The organism is Pseudodesulfovibrio sp. lm2024 (genome assembly GCF_051175575.1).
Lineage (GTDB): Bacteria > Desulfobacterota > Desulfovibrionia > Desulfovibrionales > Desulfovibrionaceae > Pseudodesulfovibrio > Pseudodesulfovibrio caledoniensis.
The window spans coordinates 3441385-3455890 of the sequence record NZ_CP195092.1 but is presented as its reverse complement, the minus strand read 5'-3'; the positions used below and the strand labels follow the sequence as shown (position 1 = coordinate 3455890).

The window sequence follows — 14506 nt, the reverse complement described above, 5'->3', positions numbered from 1 at the left end:
CATCCGGAGCGGGCCCTGCGCGTTTCGGGGAATCGCGAAAACTACTTCTTGAAGATCTGGACCATGTCGCGGGTCATGTCGCGGTACACGTCGGTCACGTAGACAACGCCCATGACCTTGTCGGCCTCGACCACCAGGGCCCAGTCGCGACGGGACTTGAGGAACACGTCCAGGACCACCAGGATGGGATCGTTGGGCCTGAGCACCGGCGGGTTGGGGATGATGTACTCGTCGAGCCGCAGCTGGGTGCAGATCAGGCAGGCGTTGGCGAACTGCTGGTCCCAGTCCACCTCGCCGTCCAGGGTCAGGTTCTCGTCCTTGAGCACGGACTGCTTGACCGCCTTGAACAGCTGCCAGAGATTGATGGTTCCCTTGAGCTTGCCGCCCTTGGTCTGGACCACCACCACCTGCGAGTCCGGGGCCTCGACCATGGCCTCGCGCATGACGCGGATGGCCTCGGCCAGGCTGGCGTCTTCCTGTACGGTCGGGTATTCGTCGCGCATCATATCCCAGGCGCGCTTTCTGAGCATCATAGGGGCTATTCCTCCGATAACTTGCTTGAGTCAGGGCCTCTTCTCTCACCCTCGTAACGCGTGTGCAGGTATTTGTCCATTACAACGGCGAGGTTACGGGGTCTCCTTGACTTGCGCGCGGTTCGTGGCGATTATGTGGTATGCGTAAAATTCTCCTGACCGCCTTTTTGCTGCTGCTCCTGGCCGTTCCGGTCCGGGCCGCCGAGGATCCGTCCCCGCCCTTCGGGCCGGGCGAAAGGCTCTACTATGACATCTACTGGACCGTGATCCACGCGGGCCGGGCCGAGCTGCTCTGCCTGGACGACACGGAGGTGGACGGCAGGCCCGCCCGCTACTTTTTCGCCAAGGCCCGGACCCTGGGCTGGGTGGACACTTTCTACAAGGTCCGGGACACCATGGAGGCCTGGACCGACATGGATGTGAATTACGCCCTGCGCTACAAGAAGGACCAGAACGAGGGCTCCTACCACAAGAAGGTGGAGCTCATCTTCGACAAGAAGACCAACCAGTCCTACCGCTACGCCCGGGGCAAGCTGCAGCACACCCTGGACCAGCCCGTGGACGTCTTCGATCCCATGTCCATCCTGTTCGCCTTCCGCAAGCAGGGGCTGTACAAGGGCATGGTGTTCGACGCCAACGTGTCGGACGGCAAGGTGTCCGTGGTGGGCAAGGCGTTCGTGGAGGACAGGGAGACCGTGGAGACCGGCATCGGCGACGTGGAAGCCTTTCGCGTGCGCCTGGACATCAAGCATCTGTCCGGCGTGTTCAAGAAATCCAGGAAGGCCGAGCTGTACGTCTGGTTCTCGGCCGACGAGCGGCGCATCCCGGTCAAGGTCCGGTCCAAGGTGGCGGTGGGCCACTTCTCCATGACCCTGCGCGAATACTACCCGCCCGCCAGGGGGTAGCCCCCTATGGCCTGCGTTCCCGGACGTGGACCTTGTTGGACCGGGGGAACTCCCGCTTGAGGATGGCCTTGAGCCGCTTCTTGAGTCCGGGACCGTCCTCGGCATGGGTCTCGTCCCGGAAGCCGAACTCGCGGATCTCGAAGCCCGCGCCGACCTTGCGCACGGCCACGCCCCGGTCGCGCTTGAAGGTCAGCAGTTCCAGGACCGCGCCGTCGGGCAGCTTGTCCAGCCGGGAGAGGGCCGTGGGCAGGGCCGCGCCGAGGTCGATCATATGACCTTGCGCCCCGTGGGCAGGTCCTCGCCGTCGGCCGCGCCCAGGTCGTAGACCCGAATCTTGGTCGAGCGGGGGAATTCCCTTTTCAGCAGGGTCTTGAGCAGTTTTTTCAGGCCGGAGAACGGGACCCGGAAGTCCTCTTGGCGGAAGCCGTCCTCGGCCACGTGGAATGCGTCCGCCCCCGTGCGCCGGACGAGCACCGAGCGGTTGCGCTTGTACGTGCGCAGGTCCAGGGCGTGCCCCCGGGGCAGCTTTTCAAGCCTGCGCATAAGGGCGGGCAGGGCGGTGGCCTTGTCGAGCATGGGGTAAAACATAGACAGGGGGGCGAAACCGTGTCAAACCCCCTTTCCTCAACCAATCATTGTATACGGCGTCCCGGCGTGCCACTGTAGCGGGCATACCGGAACCACAGGAGGCTTCCATGCCCTTGCAGAAAGACGAAATCATAGAATGTTCCATCGAGTCTCTGGCCTTTGGCGGCCGGGGCGTGGCCCATGTGGACGGCATGGCCGTTTTCGTGGCGGGCGGGTTGCCCGGCGACACGGTCACGGCCCGCGTGGTCAAGGCCAAGAAACGGTTTGCCGAGGCCGAGCTCGAATCGGTGGTCGCACCCTCAAGCCGACGCGTGAAGCCGAAATGCCCCCACTTCGGGCAGTGCGGCGGCTGCGCCGTGCAGGATTTGGAATACGGCGAGCAGGTGGCCCAGAAGGCGGCCCAGGTGGAGAACGCCCTCAAGCGCATCGGCGGAGTGGAAGGGTTTGCCATGGACGCGCCCGCGCCGTCGCCCGCCGTCTGGAATTACCGCAACAAGATGGAATTCGCCTTTGAGCAGCGCCCGGACGGGTTGCACCTGGGGCTGCGCACCAATCTTCCGGTCGGAGAAAAGGGGCTCGCCCCGGTCCTGGACATCGAGGAGTGCCACCTCTGCGCCGGACGGGACGTGGAAATCCTGCGCGCGGCCCGTGAGTTCGCCCGCGCCTCGGGCCTGCCCGCCTTCGATCCCTCGGAGAACAGCGGCTTCTGGCGGCATTTGGTCGTCCGCCATACGTCTCTGAACGAGACCATGGTCCACCTGATCACCAACGAGGAGACGCGCCTCTACGCCCGGGCCGAAGAACTGGGCAAGGCCCTGGTGGACCGTTTCCCGGACCTGACCTCGTTCGTCCATTCCTCGCGCGCCCGCCGTTCCCTGGCCGCCTCGGGCGAGAAGGTTGTCTACCGTCTGGGCACCCGCGTGGTGGAGGAGATGGTCGAGCATGACGGCCGCCAGGCGCGCTACCACATCGGGCCCAACGCCTTTTTCCAGACCAACACCGCGGGCGCGGGCGAGCTGTTCGGCACGGTCCGCGAGTTCGGCGGGTTCACCGGCGCTGAGACCGTGCTCGACCTCTACTGCGGCATCGGGGCCATCGGCATCTTCCTGGCGGACAAGGTCAAGCGGGTCATAGGCTTCGAGATCAGCGAGGAGGCCGTGGCCAAGGCGTGGTCCAGCGCCAAGCTCAACGGCCTGGAGAATTGCGACTTCGCGGTGGGCACTCTGGACACCGTCGCCAACCTCAAGGCGCTGCCCGAGAACGACGTGCTGATCATCGACCCGCCGCGCGCGGGCCTGCACGAGAACACGGCCCGGGCCATTCTGGAGCTGGCCCCGCCGAAGATCATCGCCGTGTCCTGCGACCCCGCCACCCTGGCCCGCGACGTGAAGCGGCTCTCGGACAAGTACGAGCTCAAGCGCGCCCGCGCCGTGGACATGTTCCCGCACACCCACCACATCGAGACCGTGGCCCTGCTGGAATTGAAATAGGCCGGAAACGGCTCTCTTGCCGGAGCTTGGAGGTAACGGGCTCAATATAATGGCCTTAACGACAAAAAAAAGGCAGTGTTAACGTATGCGGTATAGGTTGAGACAATCCCGCGCCGCACACGGCGCTCCTTCCGGGGGATTGCCCCTGCTGAACCTGCTGTTGTGCTGTGTCTTCTTTTGCTCGTTCCCCGTGGCCGCCCTGGCCGAGGAGTTCAAGGTGCTGGTCGTGCCCAAGTCGGAAGTGTCCCCCTATTGGCAGGCGGTCAGGCAGGGGGCCATGGACGCGGGCGAGGAGCGGGGCGTCGAGGTCGTCTTCAGGGGGCCGCTGCTCCATGAGGACGTCAAGGCGCAACAGGCCATCCTGGCCGAGGAGATGCGGGACAGGCCCGACGCCATCGTCATCGCGCCGACCCATACCACCTTCCTGGCGGACGCTCTGAACGAGGCGCGGCAGCGCGGCACCCTGGTGCTGGGCATCGATTCGTCCATGGAAGGGGTGAAGCTGACCAGCTTCATCGCCACGGACAACCGGGCGGCCGGTCGGGAGGCCGCGGAATACCTGCTCGGGCTCACCCTCGGCAAGGGCCCGGTTCTGCTCCTGCGCCACTCGGACGACAACGGGTCCACCCAGGACCGGGAAGCGGGCTTTGCCGAAACCATGGTGGCCCGCGCCCCGGACGTTGAACTGTTCCAGTCCGGATTCGTCGGCGTCAGCGTCGGCAACGCCTACCACAACGCCATGGCCCTGCTCACGCGGCATTCGGACGTCAAGGCGGTCTTCGCCTCGTCCGAAAAATTATCCCTGGGCTGCGTGCAGGCCCTCCGCGAACTGAACCTGGCGGACAGGATGCGCGTCCTGGTCTTCGACGAGACCCCGGAGATCCGTCAGGCGCTGCGCGACAAGCTTATCGATGCCTTCATGATCCAGCAGCCCTACCGCATAGGCTACCTCGGCGTGACCACGGCCTGCGACGCCCTGGAGGGCAAGCGCGTCCCCAAGCGCATCGTCACCAAGGTCAAGCTCGTCTCCGACGCCGGGGAGCTGCAGCCCGAGACCGAGTAGCGGTTTAGCAGGAGGCTGGACTGTGAGGTGGGCCGACTGGCCTCAAAACGGCTTTCAGCTCCGTTTTGGGTGTTAGCCTAAGTATTTGCTGCCTACCCTTATCAACCCGATGAGCCCGACGCCGAGAAGAAGTACTGTAGCCGGCTCGGGGGCTGGGAGAGCGGGAGGTAGTGTGGTGTACCCGGCATAAAAATCATATATTCGCTCTACACCAACCGGTCGTAGTTTAAATAGGTTTTCCCCTGGACCAGGGATAATTCCTATGAATCCTACGTTTGTGAGCATCGAAAATGGTGTTGCCGCTCCATTAGTTCCGGAATGGAACACATCAATGTAGTGTTCATCCCATGAATTGAAAGGTTGTTCGCCGTTGATTGCTCCATCCATCCAGGCAACGGCTGTATATGTCATGCCGCTACCTCCTGTGTTGCTCCGAAACCACCAGTCGTCGTCAAATGCATATTCTCGGACGGAATACGAGAGCTCGCCGAAGATGTTGGTGCTTTGGCCCGTAGAGAGTGGGCTGGTTGTTACGCTTTCGCCGAATTGGGTGCCGTCCTTCATCGTAGCAAAGGAGAGGCTCGTTGAAGGTGCGGTGTAAAACGAGGCAAAATCAGTGTCACTATGAATCACGGTATAGGCTTGAGCCGGAATCGATAGTGCTATCAAGAAGGCTGTTGTGATTATCAAGCGGTTCATGAGGAAACTCCTTGTCTCACGAAATAGTAATGGTGTCAGTATTCGACTAGCTGCTTTTTCTGAAGGCGAAAATAGTATATATGATATTCATCAGTATGTTAAGCAGGTGAAGTAGCTTAAATGAAATTGGCGGGATGTGAGATACTGTCTTTGTGTCAGATTGGTTACTGGTATAATTTGAGGCGAACCATGTTGGCGATATCTGGTAAAGACTTTCGACAACTCTTCGTGACGAAAAGGCAAGATAATAGAAAAGTTCCCCTTGGTCTAAGGCAAGCGTTTACTATCCTGTCTAAGGAAGCCTCCTCGATCGAGGTTTTCGTCTTCTCTTTTTAATCGAAATCCGCCAGCAGGGCGCTGACCTGGACCCCGGCGACCACCGGGCGTTCCTTGTAGGTCTGCTGGATGCGGTACAGGGCGTGGTGCAGCTGGCCCGAGGAGATGCCGTTCTTGAGCGCGGTGTGGGCCTCGATGTAGGCCGCGATGGAGTCCGAGACCTTGAGCAGGGGGCCGTCCTTGGGGTCCAGGGTGTCGTGGTTGTACTTCCCGGCCAGGTCGGCCTCCGGGGCCTCGGTGATCACGCCGTCCAGGACCACGGTGGCCTTGAACTCGCTGCCCACCTCAAGGCCCAGGAAATATTCCAGCCGCTCGGTGATGTCCGTGTACCCGCCCTGCTTGAGCGGGTTGAGGACCACCCGGTGCAGTTCCAGGATCTCGTACTCGTGGATCAGCTCGCTGATATCGTGCGAGGCCGCCTTGACCGGGGAGATGATGTCCCGGGTCAGCAACTCGGGCAGGTCGTGGAACAGGCCGGAGAAGAAGTTGTTCTGGCTGCGGGCCCGGCACGCGCCCACCTCCATGGAAAAGAACCACGAATAGGCGGCCACGATGAACATGTGGCCCAGCACCGAGGTCTCGGGCACGCGCGGGGTCTGGGACCAGCGCTTCTGAAAGCGCAGCCGCCCGCACATGCGCGCGAACCCGCCGAGCACCGAGCCGTCTTCGTCGAGCAGCTCGGACACGCCGGAAAGGTCGCGCATGGCCTCCAGCCGGTCGATGAAGCTCTGTTCGATTTCGGTCAGCTCGTGGTCCATGCGGTTGATGGACTTGAGCAGCTTGAACTCCGAGTAGCTGGCGTACAGGTGGGCGGCGTGCAGGATGCGCCGGGCCAGCCCCTTGTCCTCGGGGTGCATCAGATACTCGCCCATGCGCCGCATGAAGTCCTCGCCCAGCGGCATGATGCGCGGGTTCAGCTCCTTGAGCACCCAGTTGGTCAGGGTGGCGTAGTCCTCGGCGTTCTCCTTGATGCGGTAGAAGACCGGCGGCTTGATGTCGGTGATGACCAGCCGGTAGAGGTAGTCGAAGATGCCGCCCTCGATGATCGACTCGCCGAGCGCCCGCTTGCGGGCCACGTCCATGCCGCGCGAGTTGAGCAAAAAGAGCAGCCAGGCCACGATCATCTTGTGTCCCTGCTTGTCCACCTCCACCAGCTCCATGGGCCGCAGCTTGTCGTTCCAGCGTTTCATGAACGCGCCGGAAAAGATGAGTTCGAGCAGGCTCTTTCGAATGATGACCGACATGGACGCTCCCTTTGGTTGCCGTGCGTCCCAACAGTGCCGCAAAGGGCCGGGGATGGCAATACGCCCGCCCTGGGCAGGGGGCGTAAACACCGCTTGTAAAAAACGGACCGTGGGTGTATACAAATTTTCGATTGTTAACACGCTAGCGAAATCCTTCCGGAATCCGGGAGGTTGCTTTGCCGGCAATGACCAAGAGCGGGTCCTATGCACATTTCGGAAGGGGTTCTATCCTGGCCCGTACTCGCGGGCGGGGCGGCTCTCACCGTGGCCGGTACGGCCATCGGCCTGAAGAAGATCGACTATGACCGGATCATGTCCGTGGCCATCCTGGCCGCCACCTTTTTCATCGCGTCCCTGATCCACGTGCCCATCGGCCCGTCCAGCGCCCACCTCATCCTGGGCGGCCTGCTCGGCGTGGTCCTGGGCTGGGCGGCCTTCCCGGCCATCCTGGTGGGGCTGGCCCTGCAGGCCGTGCTCTTTCAGTACGGCGGCCTGACCGTGCTCGGGGTCAACTGCTTCAACATGGCCGCGCCCGCCGTGCTCTGCCATTACCTCTTCCGGCCCATGCTCCAGCGCGGCGTCGGCAGCCGGTTCACCGGGGCGTTCGCCTGCGGTTTCCTGGCCATGCTGCTCAGCGCCACCCTGACCGCGGCGGCCCTTGCCCTGTCCGGGGACGAGTTCGTGGAGGCGGCCCAGGTGCTGTTCGTCGCCCACCTGCCGGTCATGGTCATCGAGGGCGTCATCACCGGCTTCGCCTATTCGTTCCTGTCCAAGGTCAAGCCCGAGGTCCTGGGCTGCTGATCCGGCCCGCAATTTTCACCAGACCAACCCGAGGAGTTGTCATGAATCGTCTGATCATCGCCGTCTGCCTGGCCCTGGCGGCGACCCTGTGCATGGCCGCCGTGTCCGAGGCCCACAAGGTGAACATCTTCGCCTATGTCGACGGCGACCGCATCGTCACCGACAGCGGCTACAGCCGGACCAAGCGGGTCTATGACGGCGTGGTGGAGGTCTACGACGCCGCCACCGGGGCCAAGCTGCTCAGCGGCGAGACCGACACCGACGGCAAGTTTTCCTTTGTCATCCCCGAGGCGGCCCGCGAGCAGAAGATGGACCTGCGCCTGCTGCTCAAGGCCGGGCAGGGGCACCAGGCCGAATGGACCGTGCGCTACGACGAGTTCGCCGATGCTCCCAGGCCCGCGTCCGATATGGTCGTGGAGGAGAACCCTGTCCAGGCGGCAAACGCTCCCGCTGCCCCGGCCCAGGCCGAAACAGCGCCTGCCACCGTGGCAGCTCCGGCGTCGGGCGCGCTGACCGCCGCCGAGGTGGACGCCATCGTCAAGCGCGAGGTGGAGCCCATCAAGCGCATGCTCGCCGAGCTGCACGATTCCGGCCCGACCATGGTCGACATCTTCGGCGGCATCGGCTGGATCTTCGGCCTGTTCGGCGTGGCCGCCTACATGCAGAGCCGCCGCAGGCCGTAAGCCGCACGGGTTTGCAAAAAATCAGACCCCAAAGGTCGCGATTGTTGTCGCGGCCTTTTTTTTGTGTTAATTCCCCTACGGAAAGATTCGGAATTGTCCGGGTACACAATCCCAGGGAAAACCAAGTGGTGAGTCTGAGACCAGGGCTCGGGTATCTAGATAGCAATCAGAAAGGAGTCGTTCATGAAACTGACCACACGCAGCCGCTACGGCACGCGCATGATGCTCGACATCGCCCAGCACGGGAAGGAGGGGCCGGTGCGCATCCAGGACATCGCCGACCGCCAGGGCGTCTCGGCCAAGTACCTGGAAAAGCTGATCCGCAAGCTCAAGGACGTGGGCTTCGTCAAGTCCAAGCGCGGGCCCCGGGGCGGCCATTCCCTGGCCAAGCCCGCCTCCGAGATTCCCATCGGCGAGGTGGTCCACGCGCTGGAGGGCGACGGCTCCCTGGTGGAGTGCCGGACCGGCGAAAAGGGGTGCGCCCGCATCAAGGAATGTCTGACCCGCCGGTTGTGGCAGGAGGCCGCCGACGCCATGTACGACCGGCTGAACACCTTCACCCTGGCCGACCTGATCGACGACGCCGAGCAGTGCTCCAACTCGTCCATCGAGCCCTGGAGCCGGGGCGGATTCTGATCCGGCGCGGCCTGCGACCCCGAGCTGCCGCGCCCTCGTGCCCGGCACGAAAAGCCGCCCGCCAAACACTTGTTTGCTTCCGGCGACTGTGTAACAGTGAAGCTGGCACCAATGCCAGGGAGCTATTATGATCCTATCGCTTCGTGACCCGGTCAGCGGATTGACCCATTGCATCGCAGCGGCGCTGGCCGTGCTCGGCACGGTCCTGCTCATCGCCCGCGCGGCCAGCCCGGCCCTGCCGTGGCACATCGTGGCCTTCTCCATCTTCGGCGGGGGCATGATCCTGCTCTACACCGCCTCCACCCTGTATCACTGGCTGCCCCTGGGTGAACGGGGCGTCCGCCTCCTGCGCCGGGTGGACCACTCCATGATCTTTTTCTACATCGCGGCCACCTACACGCCCATCTGCCTCATTCCGTTGCGCGGCCCCTGGGGCTGGTCCCTGTTCGGGGTCGTCTGGGGGATCGCCCTCGGCGGCATCGTCATGAAGATATTCTGGCTCTCGGCCCCTCGCTGGCTGTCCACCTCCATCTACCTGGCCATGGGCTGGCTCGTCCTGGTGGGCATCTACCCCCTGACCAAGGCCATGTCTCCCGCCTCCCTCGCCTGGCTCGTGGCCGGCGGCCTGGTCTACTCCCTGGGCGCGGTTATATACGCCGTCAAATGGCCTGACCCGCTCCCCAGGCGCTTCGGCTTTCACGAAATCTTCCACCTCTTCGTCATCGGCGGCAGCGCCTGCCACTACGTCCTCATGTACTGGTACGTATAGGGGGGCGGCGGCTTCCGATAGCGGCGCGTCAGCACATTTTCCGAGGGCGCGGCTGATCCTCACGTAGGGGGACTACGCTGCGGTCAGCCGCGCCCTCGAAAAACGCACTGCCACACCACTCTCGAAAGTCTTGATGCGTCTGGGGGCGTCGGGGCGCTGCGCTGCCGACGCTTTTGGGAGTTGGGGGGTAGGATGGCGTCGGTATCCCCGACGCTTTTTTTGTGCCTAGCGGTCCGGGGTGAGGGGGTGTTGGGCGCGGAATTCCCGCATGCGGCGTTGCAGGCGTTCGTCTTTGGTTTCCGGGCGGGGTTTTGGTTTTCGGGGGCGGATGCGGAGCGCGACGTTGAGCATGTCCGGGCCGTAGGCGGCCGAGGCCAGGAGCGGGAGCATGAGCCATGTGTCCATGGCCGGGCCGTAGCCGAACAGGGTTTCGAGCGCGCGGGGCAGGACGAAAACCAGGGCCAGGTACAGGGCCGCATGGATCCCGAACCGCTTCCAGCGCTGGCCGCGCGTCAGGGAGGCGAACCGGATGTTGGGCCGGGACACGGTCAGCCGGTAGAGCATCCACAGGGCCATGCCCACCACGGACAGGGAGAACAGGGTCAGCGCACGCAGGGTGAACGGCTCGGGGACCAGCATGGCGATGAGCAGCCCTCCGGCAAAGGGCACGGTTAGATACAGCCCGAAATAGGTCAGCCACCGCCTGGGACCGTCGTCGGCCAGCACCTTCGTCACTTCTCGCTCGTCCGGTTTCTTCTTTTCCTCGGGCGAAAAGAGCATGCCCAGAAAGAGCAGACCCGGCACCGGCAGAAGGATGCGGAACATCCCGGAATCGTGGGACAGCAACAACAAGGCGGGCAGCAGGGCCAGCGCGATGTACAGGGTCAGGTACATGAGCCAGCGCAGGGTTCGGTGGGTCCAGGACTCAAAGGCGAACCGCGCCTGGGGCCGGAAGACCACCAGGTTCAGGCTCATGGCGGCGTAGAGCAGGCCCATGATGGCATGGGCCGCCGCATGGGCCTCGTTGGCCTGCGCGCCGTTGCCGTCCACCCAGCGCACCAGCAGGGCGTAGGGCAGGTAGTACAAGGCCAAGGTGATGAGGTACCGTTTCAGGTACATGGGCAGCTCCACGGGCGACGCAAAGCGCCGGACAGAGGACCGGAAGCCGAAGGGAATGCAGTAATACGCACAAAAGGACCCTTTTGCGCCAGAGCAGATACATTATCTACCTGCGCCGCGCCCCGGTTGTCAACACTTCGCCCCAACGCAACCGCCCGTAAACCGGACGGATACGAGGTTGAGCACTTACCGCGAAGCGGCCCAAAAAGTTTCGGAGGGAAAGGGGGATGGGGGAGGTGAAAAAAGGGGGCGGCATCATAGATGCCGCCCCCTTTTTCAGTACGAACCTAAGGCCGTCTAGTGGCGCTTGTTGTTGATGGCCATGCGGATGCAGTAGACGGCGCCGCCCCAGGTGACGCCGAGGCCGATGCAGAGCATGATGATGGCGGATGTGGTCATGGTGTCTCCTTAGTTTTGGCGGACGAAGCCGTAGGTCGCTTCGCGGCGGCTGAGGGCCAGGGCGAGGACGAAGGCCACGGGCAGCAGGGACCAGCCGAGCAGGGCGAGGTCGGACTGCGCGTAGCCGCTGTAGGGGGTGCCCAGGTCGGTGACGATGTTCATGACGAAGGTGTAGCCGAGTACGGCCACAGTGACGAGCTTGAGGCAGAGCCGCCAGGCGAGCCCGACCTTGAAGTCCGAGACCGCGTTGACGTGCAGGTTCAGGTCGTCGAGACCGACGATGTAGCTCATGAGCAGGATTTCGGCCAGCGCCAGGCCGAGGATGCAGAGGTTGTTGATGAAGTGGTCCACGATGTCGAGGATGAGCAGCCCGCTGCCGGTGGTGAAGACCAGGGTGGCGAGGAAGCCGAAGCCGCAGACCAGGGTGGCGGTCCGCTTGCGGCTCAGGCCGAACTTGTCGATGAAGGACGAGCTGACGGCCTCGACGATGGAGATGTGCGAGCTGACCCCGGCCATGGTCAGGCAGAGGAAGAACAGGGTGCCGACGAACACGGGGGCGGGCATGGTGTTGATGGCCGCCGGGATGGTGATGAAGGCCAGGCCGACGCCCGCGCCGGCCACGTCGGACACGTCCTGGCCGGTGGCGTGGGCCATGTTGCCGAGCACGGAGAAGATCATGATGCCCGCAAGCAGGGAGAAGCCGCAGTTGATGAACACGGTCATGGCCGCGTTGTTGTTGATGTCCGAGTCCTTGGGCAGGTAGCTGGAGTAGGCGAGCATGATGGAGAAGCCGATGGACAGGGAGAAGAATATCTGGCCGTAGGCGTCGGCCCAGACAGAGAAATCGGCCAGCTTGGAGAAGTCGGGGTGGAACAGGTAGTTCAGGCCGGTCATGGCGCCGGGCAGGTTGACCACGCGGGCGATGAGCACCAGGACCAGGACGAAGAGCAGCGGGATGAGGATCTTGCAGGCCCGCTCGATGCCCTTGCGCACGCCCGAGGTGATGGCCAGCCAGGTGATGCCCCAGGCCAGGGTGCAGGCGGCCAGGATGGGCCAGCGGATGCCGCCCAGGGCCAGCGGCGATTTGCTCAGGCCCAGGTAGTCGCCGAAGAAGAACGCCTTGGGATCGGCTCCCCAGGACTGGTTCAGGGCGAACCCGGTGTAGTTGATGGTCCAGCCGATGACGGCCACGTAGTATACGGAGATGACCAGGGCTACCATGACCTGCATCCAGCCGAGCCATTCCCATTTCCGGCCGAGCGCGCGGAAGACCTTGGGCGCGGAACCCCGGAACTTCTGGCCCATGCCGAATTCGAGGATCATGAAGGGGATGCCCGCGGTCAGCAGGGCGAAGATGTACGGGATGAGAAAAGCGCCGCCGCCGTTCTCGTAGGCCATGTAGGGGAAGCGCCAGATGTTCCCCAGACCGATGGCGGACCCGACCGCTGCCAGGACGAATCCTGCGCGAGAGCCCCATTGTTCACGTTGAGCCATATTTCACCTGCGTTTTTTAAGCGTGGGCCGCGCGGTCCGGCGCGGCTTGCCGTGTGGGCCGGAAGGGCGGCGCGCCCCTGTGCCCGGGTGCGGAAAAAGAGAACGGGACCCCTTTCGGGCGCCCCTTCCCTTAGTCCGCGAACGGATAAATTATCAAAAGCGAAATGTCTGTATGATAATTTCCCCCGGCTGTCCACTTCTACGCCCGGTTTTTGCCGGATTAAATTCGATTTTGCCGGGAAATTAGTGAAGTTTTTATCAGTTTTTTGGGAAAATCGCCGAAAAAAACACGTTTGGCGATCCGCACGCGGCAGGAGGCCCTGCCGCGTGCGCGGACCGGTCGGCTAGAAGGTCAGGATGGTGTAGCTTTTTGCCATGTAGGCGGCCATGGACGGGTGGCCGGACATGTCGTCGAGCAGGGGCAGGTTTGCGCCCTTGACCGCGTCGAGCACGCCGAGCTTGGACGAGCACGCCTTGCACGCGCCCGCGATCAGCCCGGCATCCTTGGCCTTTTGGTAGAGGGCGTGGAACGGATTGTCGGGTTTTTCCAGTGCGGGCACGAGGGTCACGGCCGAGCCCTCGAAGACGATGATCGCCTCCTTGCCCTTTTCCTTCATGTCCAGCGCGTTGAGCAGGACGTGCACGAAACACATCAGTTCGCCGTTGAATGCGTAGAGACAGTACATGGTCGCTCCTTGATATTGGCGGACCCGGGACAGGTCTACGGATCGTAGCCGGAGGGCCGTGGCGGCGTCAATCCGGGGCTGGGGCGGGAAGCTATTCGGCGTGGTGGGCCACGAGAAATTCGGAATATTCGGAGTCGGACCGGCTCATGTGTTCGGTGGTCCAGTCGCGCAGGAAGACGTAGACCGACAGGTCCAGGTTGGCGGGATCCTTCCGGTACAGGGCGATGTACCGGTGTACCTCGTCGGTCAGGGCCTTGTGCTCGGCCTCGTGCTCCGTCAGGAGGTCCTCGGGATAGCCGTACTTGCGCAGCAGTTCCTCCTCGTGGGTGAAGTGGTAGGAGACGTAGTCGGCCAATTCGTTGAGGATGCCTTCCAGGGCCGCTTCTCCGGCCTCGTTCATGATGGCCTGGAAGAGCCGGTTGGTCAGGGCCATGAGCCGCTTGTGCTGCTCATCGATGGAGGGGACGCCCACCGAGTGGGATTCATGCCATTCAATCTCTTGCATATACGCCTCCATAGCCGATTTCCCGTGTTGGGGAAAGCGGCCTACCGTCCGGCCAGCATCTCTCGCAGCCGTTCCACCCGCTTGCGGTTCACCCCGAAGTCCGAGTAGCCGACCCGGGACGCGGAGCGCACCTCGATCTGCCCGGCCTCCTGGTCGTAAAGGCACTCCAGGTCGTCCCGGAACCGCCACAACCGGCTGGTGAACACGGCCCGCAGGTAGTTGCCGCGCGTTTGAACCACCTCCCCGTCCATGGCCCCGATGGCCCGGGCCAGCCGGGCCATGACCTCGTCCACCGGCCCGCCCGCGGCCAGGGGCGCGATGCGCCGGTCCGCGCTCTCGGCCCGGGACGACACGCAGTTGTCCGGTCCCGGACAGCCCATGAGCCGTCCGTCCACCGGCCCGATCCGGTCCGGGGTGCGGGCGGACATGCGGGAAAGCCCGAACAGGGCGGCCAGAATCGCCACGGCGAGGATGAGAAGATACTTCATATGTATAGGATAATTCTGAAACGCCTTGGATGGCAAGCGTTGCGCAAAAAAGGCCCCGGACAATGCCC

18 protein-coding genes are annotated in these 14506 nt (G+C 63.3%); 7 read left to right on the top strand and 11 right to left on the bottom strand.

Annotation, left to right across the window (positions count from 1 at the left end; genetic code table 11):
- Positions 1-41 precede the first annotated feature (41 nt).
- On the bottom strand, positions 42-533 hold the full coding sequence (locus ACR42D_RS16100; RefSeq protein WP_484567807.1) for a CBS domain-containing protein: 492 nt from the start codon (positions 531-533) through the stop codon (positions 42-44).
- Positions 534-673: 140 nt separating this feature from the next.
- Between ACR42D_RS16100 and ACR42D_RS16095 the strand changes: the two genes are divergently transcribed.
- Positions 674-1438 (top strand): DUF3108 domain-containing protein, encoded by a 765-nt coding sequence (locus ACR42D_RS16095; RefSeq protein ID WP_484567806.1) that lies wholly within the window; start codon positions 674-676, stop codon positions 1436-1438.
- 4 nt (positions 1439-1442) lie between these two features.
- Here the strand turns inward: ACR42D_RS16095 and ACR42D_RS16090 are convergent, their stop codons facing one another.
- Both ACR42D_RS16090 and ACR42D_RS16085 read right to left on the bottom strand, forming a co-directional pair.
- Positions 1443-1709 carry a hypothetical protein gene (locus ACR42D_RS16090; RefSeq protein ID WP_484567805.1) on the bottom strand — a complete coding sequence of 89 codons (267 nt, stop codon included), beginning with the start codon at positions 1707-1709 and terminating at the stop codon, positions 1443-1445.
- The gene (locus ACR42D_RS16085) at positions 1706-2014 is read right to left on the bottom strand and encodes a hypothetical protein (RefSeq protein WP_484568471.1); all 309 of its coding nucleotides are present in this window, start codon (positions 2012-2014) and stop codon (positions 1706-1708) included. Before ACR42D_RS16085 ends, ACR42D_RS16090 begins: the two co-directional genes overlap by 4 nt.
- Positions 2015-2133: 119 nt before the next feature.
- On the opposite strand from ACR42D_RS16085, the gene rlmD reads away from it, so the two are divergent.
- Together rlmD and ACR42D_RS16075 are read left to right on the top strand one after the other, a co-directional pair.
- Positions 2134-3516, top strand: a complete 1383-nt coding sequence (gene rlmD / locus ACR42D_RS16080; protein ID WP_484567804.1) for a 23S rRNA (uracil(1939)-C(5))-methyltransferase RlmD — start codon at positions 2134-2136, stop codon at positions 3514-3516.
- Positions 3517-3655: 139 nt separating this feature from the next.
- Positions 3656-4579: an ABC transporter substrate-binding protein gene (locus tag ACR42D_RS16075; RefSeq protein ID WP_484567803.1), complete on the top strand. Its 924-nt coding sequence runs from the start codon at positions 3656-3658 to the stop codon at positions 4577-4579.
- A 72-nt stretch (positions 4580-4651) separates the two neighbouring features.
- Here the strand turns inward: ACR42D_RS16075 and ACR42D_RS16070 are convergent, their stop codons facing one another.
- Together ACR42D_RS16070 and ACR42D_RS16065 are read right to left on the bottom strand one after the other, a co-directional pair.
- Positions 4652-5278: a PEP-CTERM sorting domain-containing protein gene (locus ACR42D_RS16070; protein ID WP_484567802.1), complete on the bottom strand. Its 627-nt coding sequence runs from the start codon at positions 5276-5278 to the stop codon at positions 4652-4654.
- A gap of 332 nt (positions 5279-5610) precedes the next feature.
- Positions 5611-6858, bottom strand: coding sequence for an HD domain-containing protein (locus ACR42D_RS16065; RefSeq protein WP_484567801.1), 1248 nt, complete (start codon positions 6856-6858; stop codon positions 5611-5613).
- Between the two features lie 204 nt (positions 6859-7062).
- Here ACR42D_RS16065 and cbiM point away from each other — a divergent pair, with 204 nt between their 5' ends.
- The 4 genes from cbiM to trhA all read left to right on the top strand — a co-directional run bounded on the left by cbiM (position 7063) and on the right by trhA (position 9747).
- Entirely contained in the window at positions 7063-7659 is a 597-nt protein-coding gene (gene cbiM / locus ACR42D_RS16060; protein WP_484567800.1) for a cobalt transporter CbiM, read from the top strand.
- Between the two features lie 41 nt (positions 7660-7700).
- Positions 7701-8342, top strand: coding sequence for a hypothetical protein (locus tag ACR42D_RS16055; protein ID WP_484567799.1), 642 nt, complete (start codon positions 7701-7703; stop codon positions 8340-8342).
- A 183-nt stretch (positions 8343-8525) separates the two neighbouring features.
- Positions 8526-8978, top strand: coding sequence for an RrF2 family transcriptional regulator (locus ACR42D_RS16050; protein WP_484567798.1), 453 nt, complete (start codon positions 8526-8528; stop codon positions 8976-8978).
- A gap of 127 nt (positions 8979-9105) precedes the next feature.
- The gene (gene trhA, locus ACR42D_RS16045; RefSeq protein ID WP_484567797.1) at positions 9106-9747 is read left to right on the top strand and encodes a PAQR family membrane homeostasis protein TrhA; all 642 of its coding nucleotides are present in this window, start codon (positions 9106-9108) and stop codon (positions 9745-9747) included.
- 225 nt (positions 9748-9972) lie between these two features.
- Here the strand turns inward: trhA and ACR42D_RS16040 are convergent, their stop codons facing one another.
- The 6 genes from ACR42D_RS16040 to ACR42D_RS16015 all read right to left on the bottom strand — a co-directional run bounded on the left by ACR42D_RS16040 (position 9973) and on the right by ACR42D_RS16015 (position 14438).
- Positions 9973-10866, bottom strand: a complete 894-nt coding sequence (locus ACR42D_RS16040) for a hypothetical protein (RefSeq protein WP_484567796.1) — start codon at positions 10864-10866, stop codon at positions 9973-9975.
- Positions 10867-11163: 297 nt separating this feature from the next.
- Positions 11164-11265: a MetS family NSS transporter small subunit gene (locus tag ACR42D_RS16035; protein ID WP_484567795.1), complete on the bottom strand. Its 102-nt coding sequence runs from the start codon at positions 11263-11265 to the stop codon at positions 11164-11166.
- 9 nt (positions 11266-11274) lie between these two features.
- Complete coding sequence (locus ACR42D_RS16030; protein ID WP_484567794.1) at positions 11275-12759, bottom strand: sodium-dependent transporter; 1485 nt, start codon at positions 12757-12759, stop codon at positions 11275-11277.
- A 344-nt stretch (positions 12760-13103) separates the two neighbouring features.
- Positions 13104-13445, bottom strand: a complete 342-nt coding sequence (locus ACR42D_RS16025; RefSeq protein WP_484567793.1) for a DsrE family protein — start codon at positions 13443-13445, stop codon at positions 13104-13106.
- 91 nt (positions 13446-13536) lie between these two features.
- Entirely contained in the window at positions 13537-13950 is a 414-nt protein-coding gene (locus tag ACR42D_RS16020) for a bacteriohemerythrin (RefSeq protein ID WP_484567792.1), read from the bottom strand.
- A gap of 41 nt (positions 13951-13991) precedes the next feature.
- Positions 13992-14438: a DUF1499 domain-containing protein gene (locus ACR42D_RS16015; RefSeq protein WP_484567791.1), complete on the bottom strand. Its 447-nt coding sequence runs from the start codon at positions 14436-14438 to the stop codon at positions 13992-13994.
- Positions 14439-14506: the final 68 nt, after the last annotated feature.

What these genes read in the sequence shown, in the direction of transcription:
- ACR42D_RS16100 (WP_484567807.1), bottom strand. Translation starts at nt 533, where the DNA reads ATGATGCTCAGAAAGCGCGCCTGGGATATGATGCGCGACGAATACCCG.
- ACR42D_RS16095 (WP_484567806.1), top strand. Translation starts at nt 674, where the DNA reads ATGCGTAAAATTCTCCTGACCGCCTTTTTGCTGCTGCTCCTGGCCGTT.
- ACR42D_RS16090 (WP_484567805.1), bottom strand. Translation starts at nt 1,709, where the DNA reads ATGATCGACCTCGGCGCGGCCCTGCCCACGGCCCTCTCCCGGCTGGAC.
- ACR42D_RS16085 (WP_484568471.1), bottom strand. Translation starts at nt 2,014, where the DNA reads ATGCTCGACAAGGCCACCGCCCTGCCCGCCCTTATGCGCAGGCTTGAA.
- rlmD (WP_484567804.1), top strand. Translation starts at nt 2,134, where the DNA reads ATGCCCTTGCAGAAAGACGAAATCATAGAATGTTCCATCGAGTCTCTG.
- ACR42D_RS16070 (WP_484567802.1), bottom strand. Translation starts at nt 5,278, where the DNA reads ATGAACCGCTTGATAATCACAACAGCCTTCTTGATAGCACTATCGATT.
- ACR42D_RS16065 (WP_484567801.1), bottom strand. Translation starts at nt 6,858, where the DNA reads ATGTCGGTCATCATTCGAAAGAGCCTGCTCGAACTCATCTTTTCCGGC.
- cbiM (WP_484567800.1), top strand. Translation starts at nt 7,063, where the DNA reads ATGCACATTTCGGAAGGGGTTCTATCCTGGCCCGTACTCGCGGGCGGG.
- ACR42D_RS16055 (WP_484567799.1), top strand. Translation starts at nt 7,701, where the DNA reads ATGAATCGTCTGATCATCGCCGTCTGCCTGGCCCTGGCGGCGACCCTG.
- ACR42D_RS16050 (WP_484567798.1), top strand. Translation starts at nt 8,526, where the DNA reads ATGAAACTGACCACACGCAGCCGCTACGGCACGCGCATGATGCTCGAC.
- trhA (WP_484567797.1), top strand. Translation starts at nt 9,106, where the DNA reads ATGATCCTATCGCTTCGTGACCCGGTCAGCGGATTGACCCATTGCATC.
- ACR42D_RS16040 (WP_484567796.1), bottom strand. Translation starts at nt 10,866, where the DNA reads ATGTACCTGAAACGGTACCTCATCACCTTGGCCTTGTACTACCTGCCC.
- ACR42D_RS16035 (WP_484567795.1), bottom strand. Translation starts at nt 11,265, where the DNA reads ATGACCACATCCGCCATCATCATGCTCTGCATCGGCCTCGGCGTCACC.
- ACR42D_RS16030 (WP_484567794.1), bottom strand. Translation starts at nt 12,759, where the DNA reads ATGGCTCAACGTGAACAATGGGGCTCTCGCGCAGGATTCGTCCTGGCA.
- ACR42D_RS16025 (WP_484567793.1), bottom strand. Translation starts at nt 13,445, where the DNA reads ATGTACTGTCTCTACGCATTCAACGGCGAACTGATGTGTTTCGTGCAC.
- ACR42D_RS16020 (WP_484567792.1), bottom strand. Translation starts at nt 13,950, where the DNA reads ATGCAAGAGATTGAATGGCATGAATCCCACTCGGTGGGCGTCCCCTCC.
- ACR42D_RS16015 (WP_484567791.1), bottom strand. Translation starts at nt 14,438, where the DNA reads ATGAAGTATCTTCTCATCCTCGCCGTGGCGATTCTGGCCGCCCTGTTC.